Origin of the sequence: Sulfitobacter geojensis (assembly GCF_000622325.1) — a bacterium.
Lineage (GTDB): Bacteria > Pseudomonadota > Alphaproteobacteria > Rhodobacterales > Rhodobacteraceae > Sulfitobacter > Sulfitobacter geojensis.
On the sequence record NZ_JASE01000005.1, the window covers coordinates 585476 to 603422 of the forward strand.

A 17947-nucleotide genomic window follows, 5' to 3' on the forward strand; every position below is an offset into this window, starting at 1 on the left:
TGGGGCCGGTCCTGTCAAGACAAGGGGGGGCTGTGCCGCGATAAAGCTTGCGGACGCTAAGGCAAATCGGCCTGATTTCCGCAAAAAACTTGAACCTTGCCCCCAACGCGGGCAAGAGCAGGGCGCGACTGGCCCGTAAAACAAGGCGATACCATGCAGTTTGATCTCTCTTCCCAACCGGAAATTGTGCAACAGGCCTACGGGTACGCCCTACAGGGTTGGGAATTGGCGATGAGTTGGCTGTTAAGCCCCGCCGCTTGGTCGCAATTCGCGCTTCTCGTTCTGGCGTGGTTCCTTGCGGGGGTGATCGCGCGCCGGTTGCGGCCCGCTTTGGCGCAACTGATCGATCCCAAGGAAAAAGAGAACATCTTTTCCACCCCGCGTCGGTTCGTCCTGCCCTATCTGGCGCTGATTTCGCCGCTGCTCGCTTATGCGCTGACGGGCATCGGCGAAGGCATCGTGCGATCGCTGTTTGATTCCGGTGCGGTGATTGCCTTTGGCAAACGTCTGTTCCTGTTTCTTGCGGCCCGCGCGCTGGTGCGCGACATCATCAAGGATTCGTTCCTTAATTTGCTGGGCCGCTATATCCTTTTGCCGATCATGGCGATCTATGCGCTTGGGTTGCTGGATGTCGCCAGTACCGCGCTGACCGATACGGTTGTCGGCGTTGGTAACATCCGCTTTTCGCTGATGACGCTGGTGCGTGGATTGATCGCGGGTTCGTTGCTGTTCTGGCTGGGGCAGTGGTCGAATACACAAACAACCGCGCTGATCACCAAAAACGAGGAAATGCGCCCGTCGATCCGCCAGTTGCTGATCAAGACCGCCGAATTCTCGATCTTTGCAATCGCGTTCCTGTTGCTGATGAACATCATGGGCATCAACCTCAGCGCTTTGGCCGTTTTAGGGGGGGCGATTGGTGTTGGTCTTGGTTTCGGCCTGCAAAAGATCGCATCGAACTTTATCTCCGGTGTGATCCTGCTGGTCGAAGGGCAGGCAACGGTTGGCGATTACGTGGAACTGGACGGGGGCGAGCAGGGCAAGATCGTCAAGATGATGGCCCGCGCCGCTATTCTGGAAACCTTCGACGGGCGCTGGATTGTTGTGCCGAACGAGGATTTCATCACGACACGGGTGGTCAATTATTCCGACAGCGGCTCTGCCAACCGGTATGAAGCGCCGTTTTCCGTCAGCTATGATACGGACATCAACCTTGTCCCGCCTCTGATCGAAGCGGCCGTGGCAAAGCACCCCGAAGTGCTGGATCTGCCTTATCCCCCAGACTGCGAACTGCGCGGGTTTGGCGACAACGGCATTGATTTTGCTGTGGAGTTCTGGGTCAACGGGTTGGATGACGGGCCGAATAAATACACCTCTGACGTATTGTTCCTGATCTGGAACGCGCTGAAAGACGCAGGCATCGAAATTCCCTATCCGCAACGTGTGGTCGAGATTAAGGGCGGATTGCCGAAGGTGGATGCATGAAACATGCTGTGGTGATTGGTGCCGGCCCTGCGGGGTTAATGGCTGCTGAAGTCATGGCACAGGCGGGCATGCGCGTGACGATTTGCGAGGGAAAACCGTCGGTCGGGCGCAAGTTCCTGATGGCGGGGAAGTCGGGATTGAACCTGACCAAGGACGAGCCTTTCGTGCCCTTTATGGAGTCCTTTGCCGAGGCCCGCAGCCCGCTGACACCAATGATCGAAAGCTTTAACGCCGAAGCAGTGCAAGACTGGGCGCGCGGTTTGCAGCAAGAGGTTTTCACCGGTTCGACGGGTCGGGTGTTTCCCAAGGCGATGAAGGCCTCGCCGTTGCTGCGCGCATGGATGGGGCGGCTGGGTGATCTGGGCGTCAACGTCAATACGCGCTGGTTGTGGCAGGGATGGAACGGTACGGCGCTGGCGTATGAAACACCGGCAGGGGAGCAGACATTGACGCCGGACGTGACCGTTCTGGCGATGGGCGGTGCCAGCTGGTCGCGGTTGGGTGCAACCGGTAAATGGGCCGATGTGCTGGCACAAAAAGGTGTGGCGCTTGCCCCCTTTGCCGGCTCTAACGCGGGCGTTCAGGTGCCGTGGTCGGATCACATGACGAAACATCTGGGCACACCGTTGAAAGGTGTCGCTTGGCAGGCCGGTCCCTATCATTCACGTGGCGAGGCGACGTTGTCCGCGCAGGGGCTTGAGGGTGGCGGTATCTATTCCGTGTCGCGCGGCGTGCGCGAAGGGCATGACCTGTTTCTTGACCTGCTGCCCGATATGACCGTGCCGGAAGTCACCACCAAATTGCAGGCACCACGGGGCAAGGCCAGCTTGTCCAACCACCTTCGCAAAACTTTGCGGCTGACGCCTGCGCAGATTGCGTTGGTGCAGGAAATGGCGCGCCCCTTGCCGGACCGGTTGCGGGCAACGGCGCGGCTGTTAAAGGCGCTGCCGATCAAAAACGCAGGCCTGCGCCCGATGGATGAGGCAATTTCGACCGCCGGTGGCATCAAATTTGCAGCGATGGATGCGGGGCTGATGTTGCGCGATCTCCCCGGCGTTTTTGCCGCCGGTGAAATGCTGGATTGGGAAGCGCCGACCGGCGGCTACCTGATTTCAGCCTGTCTTGCGACTGGGCGTTGGGCAGGGCAACACGCGGTTGAATGGGCCGCGTCGGCGGAGTAACCGCCGCGCCTTACGCGGGCTGCTTGGCCTGTGCGGCCTTGAACGCATCGCGGTGGCGCATGGCGGCGGCCCATTGGCCCAGCTCGTCGTTAACCCGCGGAAACCCCGCGCCAATTGACCAGTTGATGCAATGCACCGCCAGAATGTCAGCGTGGGTCATCTGGTCGCCCAACAGGAACGGCCCCTGCAAACGCCGTGCCAGCAGGTCAGCCGCGCGGGTGAATTCGGCCTTCAGGCTGTCTTTGACCTCTGGCACGCGCTGCTCTTCGGGAAAGACAAAGCTGTGTTTCGCCGCTGCCCAAAGAATCGCGTCAAATTCATCGATCAACCAAAAAGTCATCGCGTCCTGACGCGCGCGGGCGATGGTACCGGCGGGGGCGGTCAGCTTGCCGTGTTTGTCCCCCAGATAAGTCATGATCGCAACGCTGTCGGTCAGCACCTCGTCGCCGTCCAGCAACGCAGGGATTTTACCCGTGGGATTATATTCTTTCGCCTCGGGGGACCGTGGGCCTGCATCAATCTGGGTATAGCTTTCGCCCAGTTCCTCAAGCATCCAAATAACGCGAAAAGCGCGGGATTTCGTGGCACCAACAACAGTATACATGGGATTTCCTTTCAACGGTTTTTCTGGGCACCCAGCATGGCAAGGCGGATAAAGGCACGTTCGACCAGCGCGATGGCAGGCGCGTTCTGCCCCGCAGAGCGCAGCGTAAGATCGGTATCGGTCAGCACGCTTAGGGCGGTTTCCAGTTTGGCCGCGCCCCAGCTGTTGGATTGGCGCGTGACGCGGTCACGGTCGCGTACACCGTAAACCGGCGCACCGGGGTTGGCCGCGATCCGGTAGAGCGTGCGGAAGTGGCGGGTTGCCATGATGGTCAGGGTGACGGCGGTGACCCCCTGGGCTTGCAGTTTGCTCATCACCGGTCCGATATCGCGCGCGCGCGCTTCGGCAACCACATGCAGGATGTCATCTACATCCGCCTCGGTCGAGGTGGGGGCGCAAGCGGCAATGTCATCCGCGCCAAGCGGGCTGGAGTCGTTAAGCTTGTACAGCGACAGCTTTTCCAGCGTCTGGCGAAAATCGCCCGGATCAATGGCGCGGGCCAGATCGACCAAACTTGCCATGGCGTCATTGTCAGGCGTCAATTTGGCATCCGCCAACATCCGTTCGATCTCGCCTCGGTCGGGCGGGTTGTCGTAGATCGCGGCGGCATAGGCGTTTGGATGGGCCTCGAACGCCTTGCGCACCTTCGACGTTTTCTTGAGGTCGCCGCCGGTCACAACAATCTGGGCATCGCCCTGCTGCCAGTCTTTCAACGTGTCGAGCAAGATTTTGGCGATATTATCGTTGGCGTCTTCGACAAAAGCCGCGCGCGGACCGGGGAAAAACCCGATGGCTTTGATCGCGTCCAGCAGCATTGCAGGTTCGCGGCGCAGCTCGGCGGCAGGGATGCGGGTCAGGCGCATTTCTTCTTCGGCTTGTGGACCCAGCAGCGCCTTGAGGAATTCCTGCCGTTTCAAGGCCACGCGCATGGCGTCACTGCCAAAGATCAACAGGCCGGTCTTGTCCCTGTCCGGCTTTTTGAAATAGGCGTTTGCGTCGCGCGGGCTGAGTTTCATGCGGGAATATCGGCCGCATAGAGGCGACTGACGATCTGGTCGGCCATGATATTCATCAACCGCTCTTGTGCGGCCTGTTCGCCCGCCAAGGTTTCAACCGTGGTGCCGGTCGCGGAATACCCGACAAAGTTCTCAACCTTGCCCGAGGTCAGGATTTGACCGTTCGCCAGACTGCGCAGGCTGTATTGCACGCTGGCAATCCGGTTGAACCGGCCTGTGTCGCCTTCGCGGTCAATGGCCAGCTGCGCTTCTGAGGTATTGATGACCATCGAAAGGGCAAAGGCGGGATCGGTGCTGCGGCCCAGCCGCGTTTCCAACCCGCGCACCAGAAGATAACTGTCCTGACTGCCGGGGGGGTCGACAGCGACGCGGTTTTGCAGGGCGGTGCCTGAACCGCCGGGGCCGTAGACAGGTTCGAACCCGCAGGCCGCAAGGGCCAGCGGGGCAAGGAGCATAAAGCGGCGGTTAAGCGACAACATTCACAATCCGTCCGGGCACGACGATCACCTTTTTGGGTGTCGCACCATCAAGGGTTCGGATCACAGCTTCATGGGCGAGGGCGATTTTTTCAACCTCTTCTTTTGACATATCCGCCGGTACGCTGATTTCCGCACGGCGCTTGCCGTTGATCTGGATCGGCAGCGTGACGGTATCATCCACCAGCATTTTCTCGTCGGCTTGCGGCCATGGCGCGGTAACAATCAGGCCCTCGCCGCCTTGATGCGCCCAGATATCTTCGGCCAGATGCGGCGTCATCGGCGACATCAGCTGTGCCAGTGTCATAATCGCCTCGCGCTGTGCGCTGTGGCCGGCCTTGGATTTCTGCAAAGTGGCGGTGAAGGCGTAGAGCTTGGCGATGGCAGCGTTAAAGCCAAAGGATTCCACACCCATTGTTACATCGTGGATTGTTTTATGCATGGCGCGCAGCAGCTCTTCGTCACCCTCTCCTTTGGAATCGGGGCTCATCGCACCGATACGGTCGCAGATGTTCCACACGCGGTTCAGGTGTTTGAACGCGGCTTCGGCACCCGAGGCGGTCCATTCGACGTCCCGTTCGGGGGGCGAATCGGACAGCACGAACCAACGCGCGGTATCCGCGCCATAGTTCGAGATGATGCTCAGCGGGTCGACGACGTTGTTTTTGGATTTCGACATTTTGGCAGAGGGGATGATTTCCACCTCGCTGTCGGTTTCCTTGAGAAACGCCTTACCGTCGCGCAGATCAACGGCTTCGGGGTAATGATACGTCGGGCGTCCGTCCGGATTGGGCGTTTGATAAATCGCGTGGGTCACCATCCCTTGGGTGAACAATGCGTCAAACGGTTCAATCGCTGATTCCGGCAAATGTCCGGTGATCTGCATCGCGCGGGCGAAGAAGCGTGAATACAGCAGGTGCAGAATCGCATGCTCGATGCCGCCGATGTACTGATCGACGTTCATCCAGTATTTCGCGTCTTCCATATTGGTTGGCGTTTCCGCGTCCGGCGCGGTGAAACGGGCGAAATACCATGACGAATCGACAAAGGTATCCATCGTGTCGGTTTCGCGGTTGGCCGGCTTGCCGCAGGACGGGCAGGCGCAGTCGCGCCATGTGGGGTGTCGGTCAAGCGGGTTGCCGGGGGTGTCAAAGTTCACGTCATAGGGCAGCTCGATCGGCAGGTTTTCTTTCTTTTCGGGCACGACGCCGCAGGCATCGCAATGCACAACAGGGATCGGGCAGCCCCAATAGCGTTGGCGCGAAAGCCCCCAATCACGCAGGCGGAATTTGGTCACGCCTTGGCCAACGCCATTTTCCTCGCAGAACGCGATTGCCGCATCGATGGCTTCGTTTCCGGTTTGCCATTGCGCGCCCGCGAAACCGCGGTTGTAGAATACCTTGTCGGTTTTGGCGGGCACGTATGCCTCGGCCAGTGTCTCGTCGCTTTCTTCGCTGGGCAGATAGGTCGAGATGATCGGCAGCCCGTATTTTGTTGCGAATTCAAAGTCGCGCGGGTCATGCGCAGGGCAGCCGAAAATCGCGCCGGTGCCGTAATCCATAAGGATGAAGTTGGCGATGTACACGGGCAATTCATGTGCGGTATCAAAGGGATGGCGCACGGTGATGCCGGTGTCGAAGCCCAGCTTTTCTGCTGTTTCGATGGCTTCTTCCGTGGTGCCGCCCTTGCGACACTCGGCGCAGAAGGCGGCAAGGTCGGGGTTCTCTTTTTCAAGCAGTTTGGCCAGCGGATGATCCGGCGAGATGCCGACAAAGGACGCTCCGAGCAAGGTGTCGGGTCGGGTTGTGTAAACCTCGATCCGGTCATATCCTTCGGGTGCGTCAACGGTTGAGAAGGCAAATTGCAACCCGCGTGATTTGCCGATCCAGTTTGCCTGCATCAGCTTGACCTTGGCGGGCCAGTTATCCAGCGAATCGAGTGCATCAAGCAGTTCTTCGGAATGTTCGGAGATTTTAAAGAACCACTGCGTCAGCTCGCGCCGTTCGACCAAAGCGCCCGAACGCCAGCCGCGCCCCGCCTCGACCTGTTCGTTTGCCAGCACGGTCATATCCACCGGATCCCAGTTCACGATGGCGTTCTTGCGATACACCAGACCTTCGGCAAGGAAATCAATGAACAAGGCCTGCTGCTGTCCGTAATATTCAGGATCACAGGTGGCAAATTCGCGGGTCCAGTCGATGGAAAGACCCAGCGGTTTCATCTGTTTTTTCATCTCGGCGATATTGCCGTAGGTCCAATCCTTGGGGTGACCGCCAATCGCCATCGCAGCATTTTCTGCAGGCATCCCAAAAGCGTCCCAGCCCATCGGGTGCAGTACGTTGTGACCTGTTGCGATCTTGTAGCGCGCGATCACATCACCCATCGTATAGTTGCGCACATGGCCCATGTGGATGCGGCCCGACGGATAGGGGAACATCTCCAGCACATAGTACTTGGGCTTGTCGGCTGTGCGCACCGCCTTGAAGATTGCATCGTTTTCCCAGGCTTGCTGCCAGCGGGCTTCGATCTCGGCAGGGGTGTATTGGGACATTGTTTGGACCTTTACGAAGGGGGCTTGCGACCCTGTAGAATGGAAAACGCCGGGCTGTGTATCGACAGGGCCCGGCGTGAAATAGCGTGAATGGGTATGGGCTCAGAACTTGTTATCTGCGATGCGCAGTTCGCGCGCGCGGCTTAGGATGGCGTCTTCGACAGCGCGTGCGGTTGCCTTGCTGACGGCGCGGCCGCCACGGGTTTGCAATGCGACATTCAGGGAACGGGCATCAAGTGCCGGATCATCAACCAGCACAGTTGCGCGGTAGGCTTTGCCGCCGCCGGGGGGCGTACCATAGCCGGTGACGATGACGCCGGTGAAAGGGTCAACAGATTGAACAGGCAGGAAGGACAACACTTCCAAAGAAGCAGACCAGAGGTATTTGTTGACGGCGATCGTATTGTCGCCCGTCTTGCTGTTGAAGATCGACCAGATGGTATTGCTGGTGTCGGTTTCGATGTTGCCCGGGATATTCGGGTTATTCGCACTTGCCGATGGCTGTTGGCTGCCGCCCCCCAACGAGCGCAGGGCACCACAGCCACCAAGCGACGCCGCGAGGACAGTAATAAGGGCGATTCTGCATATGGTGGTACGGGCCATGCCAGCGATCCTTTGCCTGTTTTGCAATGGTCTATCCAAGCTCTGCCGCGTGAGCAAGGCATATGTATGTGGGCGATTCCCTATGTAAACCGCAGTCTTGGGCCGATGCGGGGCGTCAGATGCGGGGGGCAGGTGGCAAAACTGTGGCAAAGCTGCACCATTGATCAGGGCAATGCCCCGAAGCGTTTCAGGCTTCTTGCCAATCAAGGGCCATCGGGGGCAAACACCCTGCATACCCTTTCCGGATTCCCCGGCTTGGGCATGTGAATTATAAACCGAGGGTAAACTCATGAAAAAAGTTCTCTTCGCTACAACAGCTCTGGTTGCGACCGCCGGCGTTGCAGCAGCAGACGTTACTTTCGGCGGCTACGGTCGCTTTGGTATCATCTATAACGACACAGCCGCTGGCGACTCCACAGACGTGACTTCACGTTTCCGCCTGCAGATCGACGCAACAGCAGAATCTGACGCAGGCGTCACATTCGGTGCACGTGCTCGCATCCAGCAGAACAACACAGACAACGCTGGCTCCCCTGCCGGTACAGGCATCAACGGCGTTCGTTTCTTCGCACGTTCCGGTGGTCTTGAAGTCGGTGTTGGTAACATCTTCGGCGCTCTGGAATTCATGCCTGGCATGTACCCAATCGACCTGGGTCTGACCGGTTTGGGCTATGACTACACAGCCTACAACTTCCGCGGCGACGCGTACTCTTCCGGTGGTAGCGGCGCAGCTGGTTCCAACGGTGTTGAAGTAATGTACTCCGCAGGCGACCTGTCCGTACACGTTTCTGCTTCTGACACATCCGACCGTATCGCAGCACACGTTGCGTACACGTTCTCCGGTTGGACAGTTGCTTTGGGTGCACAGGACTCCGACAACGCAGCGGACACTGAGTTCGCAGCATCTGTTGGCGGCAACATCGGCCCAGCAAACGTTACACTGGCATACGCAGACAACGGCACAGATGGCGATCACATCGTTCTGGCCGGTCGTTTTGACGTAGGCGCAGCAACAAACGTTGAAGTTTACGTTGCTGACGCGGACTACGGTTCCGACACAGGCTACGGTGTTGACTTCAACCACGACCTGGGCGGCGGTACATCCCTGCGCGGTGGTGTTGCGAAGCGTTTGAACGGCGACACACGCGCCGATCTGGGTGTTCGCTTCAACTTCTAAGTTGAACAACAACCAAACGATTTGGGGTGGGCCTTTGGCCTGCCCCTTTTCTTTTGCGCCATGCTGATGGTATTCCCCGCTTAACCACAGGGGACAACACGCATGAGCCTGCACGACATTCAAAACAGCATTACATCCGCCGAAGCTGCCGCAGGCCGTCCTGCCGGTTCGGTGTCTTTGATCGCCGTCAGCAAAGTCCAGCCGAATGCGCGGGTAGAGGCGGTGTTGACCGAGGGCCACCGGTGTTTCGGCGAAAACAAGGTGCAGGAAGCTGCGGGTAAATGGCCCGATTTCCGCGAACGGTTTGGCAAGGTTGATCTACATCTGATCGGACCGTTGCAAACGAACAAGGCGCGGCAGGCCATCGAACTGTTTGACGCCATCCATTCTGTTGATCGTCCGAAACTGGCCAAAACACTTGCCCGCCTTGCGCAGGAAGTGGGCCGCTGCCCTGAACTGTTTGTGCAGGTGAATACGGGTGAGGAAGACCAAAAAGCGGGGATCATGCCCGCCGATGCAGATTCGTTTATTGCCGAATGTCTTGCGATGGACCTGCCCGTCAAAGGGCTGATGTGCATTCCACCCGTCAACGAAGAACCGAGCCTGCATTTCGCGTTGTTGGCCAAGATCGCGGCCCGCAACGGTGTAGCGGGCCTGTCGATGGGAATGAGCAGTGACTTTGAACGCGCGATTGCCCTTGGTGCGACGCATGTGCGCGTGGGCTCCGCGATTTTTGGCGAGCGTGTGGCGGGGTGAACCCCGCCCTACGGGATGACCAGCCGTGTATTTCGGGTAATTCTGCGGGCAATGGCGTGCAGATTGGTCCGGCTGAGAGCGATACACCCTTCGGTGGGATAACCCGCACGCCGCCACTGGTGGATGAAAATAGCCGAACCGCGCCCCGCAACCGCATCGGGCCAGTTCCAATCGGTGAGCAGGACAAGATCATACAAGGGATCAGCGCGGCGTAGGGCCTCGTGGCTGTGCGGATAGGGCGCACGCACCAACGTGTTATAGGCGCGCTCCGTTGGGTCATCAGACCACAAATCACCCGGACCAATGGGCACAGCCCAGTCGACAGGTTGGGTGATCCTGTCGGGACGAAACAGCATGCCCACAATACGGTGAGTGCCCCGCGGTGTGGCCCCGTCCCCCTCGCGTTTTGTACTGCTTACGCCGCCCTTGCCGATGGTGCAGGGATAGGTTTGCCCGCCAAAACGCAAACCCGTCGGGGTCAGTACCATATCGTGCAGACCCGCCATTCGCGTCACAAAAGATGCCCCGATTTGGCCGCCTTGGTCGCCAGATACGCGGTGTTAAAAGCGTTTTCGCCGACACGCAGCGGCACGCGTTCGGCCACTTTGATGCCGCTCGCCTCCATCATTTCGACCTTGCGCGGATTGTTCGTCAGCAAGCGCACCGATGAAAAACCCATGGACGCCAGAATATCAGAGCCCAGCCGGAAATCGCGTTCGTCATCCTCAAAGCCCAACCGGTGGTTGGCCTCCACGGTATCAAATCCTTGATCTTGCAGCGAATAGGCCCGCATTTTATTGGCCAGACCAATGCCGCGCCCTTCCTGATTGAGGTAGAGTAAAACCCCTTGGCCTTCTGCCCCCATCTGGGCCAGCGCGCCGCGCAACTGCGGACCGCAATCGCATTTCAGACTGCCCAGAACATCACCGGTAAAACAGGCGGAGTGCAATCGCGCGAGCACCGGTTTGCTGCGGTCGGGGCGACCGACCTCGATGGCGTAATGTTCTTCGCCGCCGTCTTCGGGGCGGTAAATGTGCAACCGGCCTGCTTCGGATGCTTCAATCGGCAGGCGGGCGTGAACAACCGGATGCAACGGACTGCGCGTCGACAGCGCGGCAGAGGCGCTTTCCAGATTGATCCGTGTCAGCCCGTGCTCTGCGGCAAATTTGAAGCTGTCGGCGATCTCAAGCACCAGAACGGCCGGCAGCAAACGTGCGGTTTTGGCCAGGCTCAGCGCGGTGCGATGCAAGACAGCATCGCCCTCGCGGTCGCAGGAAAACGGCCCCTTCATCGGGGTGCGCAAATCATCCGCAGGATCGGCGATACTGTGTATCCATGCCAAATTCGCATCCGCCGGCAGGACGAGCCGCGCAAGATCACCGTCATAAACCCGCGCCTTCAACGTTTCTGCCCGCCGTGCGGTGATGGTCAGAACCGGCTGCCCGTCCAAGGCCTGAATATCCGCCAGACGCTCTGCCGATAACGTCTCTGCAGCGATCACAACGGCAGAGGTTGGGCCGGTCATCACCACCGGCACGCCCATGCGCAAATCGGCGCGGGCGCGGGCAAGTTGTTCTGTTATATCGGGCGCAAGGCTCATGACGGTGTTACAACTTTACGAACTGTTTGCAGGATATCTATGTCAGTGCGGCGGGAAATGAAACATTTCAACCTGTTTCGTACACGCGCCTGTGAAACCGCGGCGTCAAACCTTGTCCAATGGCGCTTGCGGATACATCTCTATTAGAACGGACAAGGAGACGACCGATGGCACAGCTCAAGAAAATCCTGCTGGTGGATGATGACGAGGACCTGCGCGAAGCGCTCAGCGAGCAGCTGATCATGACAGAGGACTTCGATGTTTTCGAGGCAGGCAACGGGAGCGATGCCATGGCCCGCGCTAAAGAAGCGCTTTACGATCTGGTCATTCTGGACGTGGGGCTGCCCGACACCGATGGCCGCGAATTGTGCCGTTTGATGCGCAAACAGGGGGTGAAAAGCCCGATCATGATGCTGACCGGTCATGATGGCGACGCCGATACCATTCTGGGTCTTGATGCGGGCGCGAATGATTATGTCTCCAAACCGTTCAAGTTTCCCGTTTTATTGGCACGCATCCGTGCACAACTGCGCCAGCATGAACAATCCGAAGATGCGATTTTCCAGCTGGGGCCCTATACGTTCAAACCGTCGATGAAGATGTTGATCACCGAAGACGATAAAAAGGTCCGCCTGACCGAGAAAGAAACCAATATCCTGAAGTTTCTCTATCGTTCGACCGACGGTGTGGTGCCACGTGATGTGCTGCTGCACGAGGTCTGGGGATATAATGCCGGTGTCACGACACATACGTTGGAAACCCATATCTATCGTCTGCGCCAAAAGATCGAGCCTGATCCCTCTAATGCCCGTCTGCTGGTCACCGAATCGGGTGGCTACAGATTAATGACCTAAGTCGGGAACCAATTTCCCGATCGACGGTTGGTCAGACGGAGCGCTTTTTTCATGAGTTTCCGCTCCGTACTGATCCCGAAGTTTGTGTCCGGGCAATGACACATCCCTGCCTGTTAAACTTGGCCGGACCTCAGTGTCCGGCCATTTTTTTTGATGACGCGGGCCGGTTCTGACCCTTCCGGTTTGCTGACCAAAAAACGATGCCTTTCTTCGTGGCGGCGGGCGTTGGCACAAGGTAAAGTCGACCCAAATCAATTTGCCGGAGATACGCATGCCTTTCACGCTTGCCACATGGAACATCAATTCAGTCCGCCTGCGCGAGCCGCTGGTTTTGCGGATGCTGGCCGAACACGGGCCGGATGTTCTGTGCCTGCAAGAATGCAAAAGTCCCGTCGACAAGATCCCCCTCGAAGGGTTCAAGGCTGCCGGTTACGCGCATATGGTTGCACGGGGGCAAAAGGGCTATAACGGCGTTGCGATCCTGTCAAAATTGCCGCTGCAGGATGTGGGCGACAAGGATTTTGCACAGCTCGGTCACGCCCGCCACGTTGCCGCGCAGCTGGAAAACGGCACGACGATCCACAACTTTTATGTGCCAGCAGGCGGCGACAAACCCGACCGCGCCATCAACGAAAAATTCGGTCAGAAAATGGATTACCTTGCCGAGATGCGCGACTGGTTCCACGCAGAAGCACCTGAAAAATCAATCCTTGTGGGGGATTTGAACATCGCCCCGCGTGAAGATGACGTTTGGGACCACAAAAAGTTGTTGAAAGTTGTCAGCCACACGCCTGTCGAGGTCGAAGCCCTTGGTGCAACCCAGGACGCGGGCAAGTGGGTCGATGTGACCCGTCAGGACATTCCCGAAGGCAAATTATATTCATGGTGGTCCTACCGCGCGCGCGATTGGGACACCGCGGACAAAGGCCGCCGGCTTGATCATATCTGGGCTACACCCGACATTTCAAATGCTGCGCATTCGAGCCACATCGGCCGTGCGGTGCGCGGTTGGGAGCAACCCAGTGATCACGCGCCGGTCTTTGCCACGTTTGATCTTTGATTGGCCTTTGATTCCGGCGGCAAAGCGCCCATATACCCTCAAACGCGACCAAGCGAGGAATAAGACATGGAACTGAACCTAACCGGTGTGACGGACGACGACCTGATCAAGGACAGCGACGAAGCCAGCTTTATGGCCGATGTGGTGGATGCCTCGCAGCATACGCCGATCATCGTTGATTTCTGGGCACCATGGTGTGGCCCATGCAGAACCCTTGGTCCGCAGTTGGAAGAGGCGGTGAAAGCTGCCAAAGGCGCGGTCAAGATGGTCAAGGTCAATGCCGACGAGGCGCAGATGATCATGGGTCAGCTGCAAATCCAGTCGTTGCCGACTGTTTACGCCTTTTACAAAGGTCAGCCGGTTGACGGGTTTCAAGGTGCGGTACCAGCGTCCGAGATCAAGGATTTCATCGACCGTGTGATCAAAGCGTCCGGCGGCGAAGCGCCAGACGACGGGCTGAATGCGGCGGTTGACGCAGCAGAGGAAATGCTGGGCGAAGGCGCGTTCGAGGATGCGGTACAGACCTTTGCGGCGGTGTTGGGCGAAGACCCCAACAATGCGAAAGCTTACGGCGGACAGGTGCGTGCGCTGATCGCGATGGGCGAACTGGATCAGGCAGAGGCCCTGTTGAACGGTGCCCCGATCGAGATTTCGAAAGCCCCCGAACTGGAAGCGGCCCACGCACAACTTCTGTTGGCCCGCCAAGCAGCGGATGCGGGGCCTGTGGCCGAGTTGACTGCGGCGGTAGAGGCGGCACCGGATGATCTGCAAGCGCGGTTTGATCTGGCACAGGCGCTTTATGCCAATGGCGATGCGCAGGGCGCGGTGGATCACCTGTTGGAACTGTTCAAGCAGGATCGCGAGTGGAACGAGGGCGCTGCCAAAGCCCAGCTGTTCACAGTCTTCGACGCCCTCAAGCCTGAGGATCCGATTGTTTTGAACGGCAGGCGCAAGCTTAGCTCATTGATATTTGCCTGATGGGCACCCCGCGCTAGGTCCCTTGATATGAACAAGAACACAGACCTGCCAGACACAATTTCGATCTTCCCGTTGGGCGGCGCACTGCTGCTGCCCCGCGCGCGATTGCCGTTGCACATCTTTGAACCACGGTATTTGCAGATGGTCGAAGACGCCTTGAAAACCGATGAACGGCTGATTGGAATGATCCAGCCCAACGAGGTGTCCGGGCGCGACGGCACCGGATTGCAGACCATCGGTTGTGCCGGTCGCATCACCCAGTTTTCCGAAACGGAGGACGGGCGATATATGATCACGCTGGGCGGTATGTCGCGGTTTCGTGTCGTGAACGAAGTCGAGGGGTTCAGCCCCTACCGCAAATGCGATGTCAGTTGGGACGGGTTCGAACGCGACTTGGGACGGGATGAGGAAGACGCCGGATTTAACCGCGAGAACTTTCTTGATCTGCTGGGCCGCTACTTTGATGCGCAGGGGCTGTCGGCTGATTGGGACACCATGAAAGAAGCCGAGGACGAATTGTTGATCAATTCCCTGTCGATGATGCTGGAACTGGATCCCGAAGATAAACAGGCCCTGCTTGAGGCCCCCTCTCTTGTGACCCGCCGCGAAACATTGGTGACGCTGATTGAATACGCGCTGCGGGGCGGTTTGGACGAAGGAGTGATGCAATGAGCGACACAAGTGTGAAATTTGACCGTCGTATGCTGGAAGCGCTGATTTGCCCGCGCAGCCAGACCACGCTGAGCTATGATGCTGAACGGCAGGAGCTGATCTCCAAAACCGCCGGTCTTGCCTATCCCATCCGTAACGGCATCCCCGTGATGCTGGTCGACGAAGCGCGGGTGCTGGATTAAAGCGGTTTACCCTGCATCAGCCGTGGCAAATCGCCGGTCAGCCCTGCCGCCTCGCGGATAAAACCACGCCGCAAACCGGGCAGGGCGGTGACGGCGGCCATCCCGATATCACGTGCCATACGGATCAGCGGGTTATCGTTGGAAAACAGCCGGTTAAAGCTGTCCGTGGCCAGTGCCAAGGTGGTGTTGTCAAACCGGCGCCATTCCTGATAGCGCGCCAATGCCGCGTCCGACCCTACATCTTCGCCCCGCCTTGCGGCATCTGCGATGACTTCTGCGAGGGCCGCAATGTCGCGCAACCCCGCGTTCAATCCCTGCCCTGCGATAGGGTGCACACCATGCGCCGCGTCCCCCACCAACGCCACACGTGGCGCAACCATGTCATGGGCCAAAGACAGGCCTAAAGGGTAGGTATAGCGTTTGCCCGCCAGTTTGAAATCGCCCAGAAAACTGCCGAACCGAGGGCGCAGAACGTCAAGATAGGCGTCGTCGGAGAGGGCATGGATGGCCTTGGCCGCCGCGTCGGTTTCACTCCATACGATAGAGGACCGGTTGCCGGTCAGCGGAAGAATTGCCAGCGGTCCGGGGGGCATAAAGAACTGATGCGCGACGCCGTGATGCGGCAAGCTGTGTTCGATCGCACAGACCAGCGCCGTCTGCCCGTAGGCCCAACCAATCCGCTTGATCCCGGCGCGTTCCCCTGTGCCGGTGTTGCGCCCGTCCGCGCCAACAGCAAGCCGCGCCTGCAATGTTTCGCCGGACCCAAGCGTCAGGGTGACGCCATTCATGCGGGCCTCTTGTGCCACAACGGTTTCACCGTCCAGCACAGTGATCGCGTCGGTTCCCGAAACAGCCGCCTGTAGCGCCTGACGCAGATACCGGTCCTCGACCATAAACCCCATGGGGCCTTCTTCGATCTCCGCGTGGTCGAAATGCATGAACATCGGGGATGGCCCGTCGCCTGCACGCCCGTCTGTAACCTTGATCTCCAACATCGGCTGGGCGTTTTCGGCCACGCCGTCCCAAACGCCAACCGCATCCAGCAGCCGGGTGGATGTCAGGGCCAAAGCATAAGAGCGCCCGTCAAATTCGGGATCCTCGCGCAGTGCGGCCAGTTGCGCATCAATCAGGGTGACCCGTTGACCCGCCTGCGCCAGAGCAAGTGCAAGCGTTGTGCCATTCAGCCCGCCGCCGATGATCGCGATATCTGTGTCAAATTCCATACCCTTCAATATGGTGAGCCGCCGGGGATTGTCCATGTGCGCAAGCGTCGCTAGTTTCGCCGGGAACATGAGGCAAAAGGGGACGCGCCATGCAAGACTGGCTGACAATGACCGCAGCGGATTTGGGGCGCGGGATTGGCGCGGGCGAAATTGATCCGGTTACCCTGACACAAACCTATCTGGACGCGATTGACGCACATCCCCTGCGCGACCGCATCTATGCGCGGGTGACCGCAGAACGCGCGCTGGCCGAAGCAACGGCCGCGGCGAACCGTGCGGTTTCCGGCAACCGGTTGTCGCCTTTGGACGGTGTGCCGATTTCGTGGAAGGACCTGTTCGATACGGCGGGCACAGGCACCGAAGCCGGATCGAAGCTGCTGGAAGGGCGCGTGCCGGACCGCGACGCGGTTGTCTTGGCAAATGCAACGGCGGCCGGTCTGGTCTGTCTGGGCAAAACCCACATGAGCGAACTGGCGTTTTCAGGGCTGGGCCATAACCCCAGCACAGCAACCCCGCCCTGCGTCAATGACGCGGATGCGGTGTCCGGCGGGTCATCGTCGGGGGCTGCGGCATCGGTTGCGTTTAATCTGGCCGCCGCGGCCATCGGATCGGATACCGGCGGGTCGGTGCGCATTCCGGCCGCGTGGAATGATCTGGTCGGGCTGAAAACCACTTCTGGGCGGTTGATGCTGGAAGGGGTTGTGCCGCTGGCCATGAAATTCGACACGATTGGCCCGCTGTGCAGGTCTGTTGAGGATGCGGGGCTGTTGCTTGCCGCGCTTGAGGGCGGCGCAGCACCGGATCTGCGTCAGGCAGGGTTGGAAGGACGGCGGTTTGCCATTCTAAACAACGTCGCCATGGAAGATCTGCGCGACGCCCCGCGCGCGGCTTTTGAAACCGCCATTGGCAAGCTGCGCGAGGCGGGCGCGATCATCGAAGAGATCGAAGTGCCAGAGGTCGGCGAAGCAATGGACCTTGCCGGATGCCTATTCACAACAGAGGCTTACGGGCTGTGGCGCGAGGTGATCGAGGCGAACCCTGATGCCATGTATCACGAAATTCTCGCACGTTTCCGTCTTGGAATGGGGCATTCGGGCGCAGATTACGTCGCCGCCTGCGCCAAGCTTGATGCGCTGCGGGCGGGATATGATGCGGCTGTGGCCGGATATGACGCGGTTTTGATGCCAACGGCACCGATCCTGCCGCCGAATTTGACGAGGCTCGAAGAGGACCATGCGTATTATCTGGCAGAAAACCTGTTGGCGTTGCGCAACACGCGTATCGGCAATCTTTTGGGGCTTAGCGCCTTAACCCTGCCCACAGACACGCCCTCTTGTGGTCTGATGCTGTGTTGCCCACCAGATATGGAAGAACTGCTGCTTAGGTTCGGGGCCGCTGCCGAAGAGGCGCTGCGCTGACTTTGGCCTAAATGCCACAAACCCCTGTTAGCGTTCCGGTTTTTCTGGACGCCACGCGGGGGCTTGGGTACTTTGACGGTAACGGGGCGATAATGATCCCGAACCGAGGCA

At 58.9% G+C, this 17947-nt stretch carries 18 protein-coding genes; 10 read left to right on the plus strand and 8 right to left on the minus strand.

The features are described from left to right. Nucleotides 1-153 precede the first annotated feature (153 nt). Nucleotides 154-1485 (plus strand): mechanosensitive ion channel family protein, encoded by a 1332-nt coding sequence (locus Z947_RS0104915; protein ID WP_025043204.1) that lies wholly within the window; start codon nt 154-156, stop codon nt 1483-1485. Continuing rightward, the gene (locus Z947_RS0104920; RefSeq protein WP_025043205.1) at nt 1482-2666 is read left to right on the plus strand and encodes a TIGR03862 family flavoprotein; all 1185 of its coding nucleotides are present in this window, start codon (nt 1482-1484) and stop codon (nt 2664-2666) included. Before Z947_RS0104915 ends, Z947_RS0104920 begins: the two co-directional genes overlap by 4 nt. A 10-nt stretch (nt 2667-2676) precedes the next feature. On the opposite strand, the gene Z947_RS0104925 is transcribed toward Z947_RS0104920, so the two are convergent. From Z947_RS0104925 to Z947_RS0104945, 5 genes are all read right to left on the minus strand, one after another. Continuing rightward, entirely contained in the window at nt 2677-3270 is a 594-nt protein-coding gene (locus Z947_RS0104925; RefSeq protein ID WP_025043206.1) for a glutathione S-transferase family protein, read from the minus strand. Between the two features lie 11 nt (nt 3271-3281). Beyond that, nucleotides 3282-4286, minus strand: coding sequence for a DNA polymerase III subunit delta (gene holA / locus Z947_RS0104930; protein WP_025043207.1), 1005 nt, complete (start codon nt 4284-4286; stop codon nt 3282-3284). Beyond that, nucleotides 4283-4765: an LPS assembly lipoprotein LptE gene (lptE, locus tag Z947_RS0104935; RefSeq protein WP_025043208.1), complete on the minus strand. Its 483-nt coding sequence runs from the start codon at nt 4763-4765 to the stop codon at nt 4283-4285. Before lptE ends, holA begins: the two co-directional genes overlap by 4 nt. Then, nucleotides 4752-7313 (minus strand): leucine--tRNA ligase, encoded by a 2562-nt coding sequence (gene leuS, locus Z947_RS0104940; protein WP_025043209.1) that lies wholly within the window; start codon nt 7311-7313, stop codon nt 4752-4754. The genes lptE and leuS overlap by 14 nt, the downstream gene beginning before the upstream one ends. A 102-nt stretch (nt 7314-7415) precedes the next feature. Then, on the minus strand, nt 7416-7916 hold the full coding sequence (locus Z947_RS0104945; RefSeq protein WP_025043210.1) for a DUF3576 domain-containing protein: 501 nt from the start codon (nt 7914-7916) through the stop codon (nt 7416-7418). A 289-nt stretch (nt 7917-8205) separates the two neighbouring features. Between Z947_RS0104945 and Z947_RS0104955 the strand changes: the two genes are divergently transcribed. Further along, nucleotides 8206-9093, plus strand: coding sequence for a porin (locus tag Z947_RS0104955; protein WP_025043212.1), 888 nt, complete (start codon nt 8206-8208; stop codon nt 9091-9093). A 102-nt stretch (nt 9094-9195) separates the two neighbouring features. Beyond that, a complete protein-coding gene (locus tag Z947_RS0104960) occupies nt 9196-9849 on the plus strand; it encodes a YggS family pyridoxal phosphate-dependent enzyme (protein WP_025043213.1) in 654 nt (217 codons plus the stop codon). Nucleotides 9850-9857: 8 nt separating this feature from the next. On the opposite strand, the gene Z947_RS0104965 is transcribed toward Z947_RS0104960, so the two are convergent. Both Z947_RS0104965 and ribA read right to left on the minus strand, forming a co-directional pair. Then, complete coding sequence (locus tag Z947_RS0104965; RefSeq protein WP_025043214.1) at nt 9858-10355, minus strand: L,D-transpeptidase family protein; 498 nt, start codon at nt 10353-10355, stop codon at nt 9858-9860. A 5-nt stretch (nt 10356-10360) separates the two neighbouring features. After that, on the minus strand, nt 10361-11449 hold the full coding sequence (gene ribA, locus Z947_RS0104970; protein WP_025043215.1) for a GTP cyclohydrolase II: 1089 nt from the start codon (nt 11447-11449) through the stop codon (nt 10361-10363). A 167-nt stretch (nt 11450-11616) separates the two neighbouring features. Here ribA and Z947_RS0104975 point away from each other — a divergent pair, with 167 nt between their 5' ends. The 5 genes from Z947_RS0104975 to Z947_RS0104995 all read left to right on the plus strand — a co-directional run bounded on the left by Z947_RS0104975 (nt 11617) and on the right by Z947_RS0104995 (nt 15195). After that, nucleotides 11617-12303 carry a response regulator transcription factor gene (locus Z947_RS0104975; RefSeq protein ID WP_025043216.1) on the plus strand — a complete coding sequence of 229 codons (687 nt, stop codon included), beginning with the start codon at nt 11617-11619 and terminating at the stop codon, nt 12301-12303. A gap of 271 nt (nt 12304-12574) precedes the next feature. Continuing rightward, on the plus strand, nt 12575-13363 hold the full coding sequence (locus Z947_RS0104980; RefSeq protein ID WP_025043217.1) for an exodeoxyribonuclease III: 789 nt from the start codon (nt 12575-12577) through the stop codon (nt 13361-13363). A 66-nt stretch (nt 13364-13429) separates the two neighbouring features. Beyond that, entirely contained in the window at nt 13430-14341 is a 912-nt protein-coding gene (locus tag Z947_RS0104985) for a thioredoxin family protein (RefSeq protein ID WP_025043218.1), read from the plus strand. Between the two features lie 27 nt (nt 14342-14368). Further along, nucleotides 14369-15013 carry an LON peptidase substrate-binding domain-containing protein gene (locus tag Z947_RS0104990; RefSeq protein ID WP_025043219.1) on the plus strand — a complete coding sequence of 215 codons (645 nt, stop codon included), beginning with the start codon at nt 14369-14371 and terminating at the stop codon, nt 15011-15013. Then, the gene (locus Z947_RS0104995; RefSeq protein ID WP_025043220.1) at nt 15010-15195 is read left to right on the plus strand and encodes a Trm112 family protein; all 186 of its coding nucleotides are present in this window, start codon (nt 15010-15012) and stop codon (nt 15193-15195) included. Before Z947_RS0104990 ends, Z947_RS0104995 begins: the two co-directional genes overlap by 4 nt. On the opposite strand, the gene Z947_RS0105000 is transcribed toward Z947_RS0104995, so the two are convergent. Continuing rightward, nucleotides 15192-16418 carry an FAD-dependent oxidoreductase gene (locus Z947_RS0105000; RefSeq protein ID WP_025043221.1) on the minus strand — a complete coding sequence of 409 codons (1227 nt, stop codon included), beginning with the start codon at nt 16416-16418 and terminating at the stop codon, nt 15192-15194. The genes Z947_RS0104995 and Z947_RS0105000 overlap by 4 nt on opposite strands. Nucleotides 16419-16507: 89 nt before the next feature. Between Z947_RS0105000 and Z947_RS0105005 the strand changes: the two genes are divergently transcribed. Next, complete coding sequence (locus tag Z947_RS0105005) at nt 16508-17836, plus strand: amidase (protein WP_025043222.1); 1329 nt, start codon at nt 16508-16510, stop codon at nt 17834-17836. Nucleotides 17837-17947: the final 111 nt, after the last annotated feature.

Excerpts from the sequence above, each read along its gene's own strand:
- Z947_RS0104915 (WP_025043204.1), top strand. The coding sequence starts at position 154 with ATGCAGTTTGATCTCTCTTCCCAACCGGAAATTGTGCAACAGGCCTAC.
- Z947_RS0104920 (WP_025043205.1), top strand. The coding sequence starts at position 1,482 with ATGAAACATGCTGTGGTGATTGGTGCCGGCCCTGCGGGGTTAATGGCT.
- Z947_RS0104925 (WP_025043206.1), bottom strand. The coding sequence starts at position 3,270 with ATGTATACTGTTGTTGGTGCCACGAAATCCCGCGCTTTTCGCGTTATT.
- holA (WP_025043207.1), bottom strand. The coding sequence starts at position 4,286 with ATGAAACTCAGCCCGCGCGACGCAAACGCCTATTTCAAAAAGCCGGAC.
- lptE (WP_025043208.1), bottom strand. The coding sequence starts at position 4,765 with ATGTTGTCGCTTAACCGCCGCTTTATGCTCCTTGCCCCGCTGGCCCTT.
- leuS (WP_025043209.1), bottom strand. The coding sequence starts at position 7,313 with ATGTCCCAATACACCCCTGCCGAGATCGAAGCCCGCTGGCAGCAAGCC.
- Z947_RS0104945 (WP_025043210.1), bottom strand. The coding sequence starts at position 7,916 with ATGGCCCGTACCACCATATGCAGAATCGCCCTTATTACTGTCCTCGCG.
- Z947_RS0104955 (WP_025043212.1), top strand. The coding sequence starts at position 8,206 with ATGAAAAAAGTTCTCTTCGCTACAACAGCTCTGGTTGCGACCGCCGGC.
- Z947_RS0104960 (WP_025043213.1), top strand. The coding sequence starts at position 9,196 with ATGAGCCTGCACGACATTCAAAACAGCATTACATCCGCCGAAGCTGCC.
- Z947_RS0104965 (WP_025043214.1), bottom strand. The coding sequence starts at position 10,355 with ATGGCGGGTCTGCACGATATGGTACTGACCCCGACGGGTTTGCGTTTT.
- ribA (WP_025043215.1), bottom strand. The coding sequence starts at position 11,449 with ATGAGCCTTGCGCCCGATATAACAGAACAACTTGCCCGCGCCCGCGCC.
- Z947_RS0104975 (WP_025043216.1), top strand. The coding sequence starts at position 11,617 with ATGGCACAGCTCAAGAAAATCCTGCTGGTGGATGATGACGAGGACCTG.
- Z947_RS0104980 (WP_025043217.1), top strand. The coding sequence starts at position 12,575 with ATGCCTTTCACGCTTGCCACATGGAACATCAATTCAGTCCGCCTGCGC.
- Z947_RS0104985 (WP_025043218.1), top strand. The coding sequence starts at position 13,430 with ATGGAACTGAACCTAACCGGTGTGACGGACGACGACCTGATCAAGGAC.
- Z947_RS0104990 (WP_025043219.1), top strand. The coding sequence starts at position 14,369 with ATGAACAAGAACACAGACCTGCCAGACACAATTTCGATCTTCCCGTTG.
- Z947_RS0104995 (WP_025043220.1), top strand. The coding sequence starts at position 15,010 with ATGAGCGACACAAGTGTGAAATTTGACCGTCGTATGCTGGAAGCGCTG.
- Z947_RS0105000 (WP_025043221.1), bottom strand. The coding sequence starts at position 16,418 with ATGGAATTTGACACAGATATCGCGATCATCGGCGGCGGGCTGAATGGC.
- Z947_RS0105005 (WP_025043222.1), top strand. The coding sequence starts at position 16,508 with ATGCAAGACTGGCTGACAATGACCGCAGCGGATTTGGGGCGCGGGATT.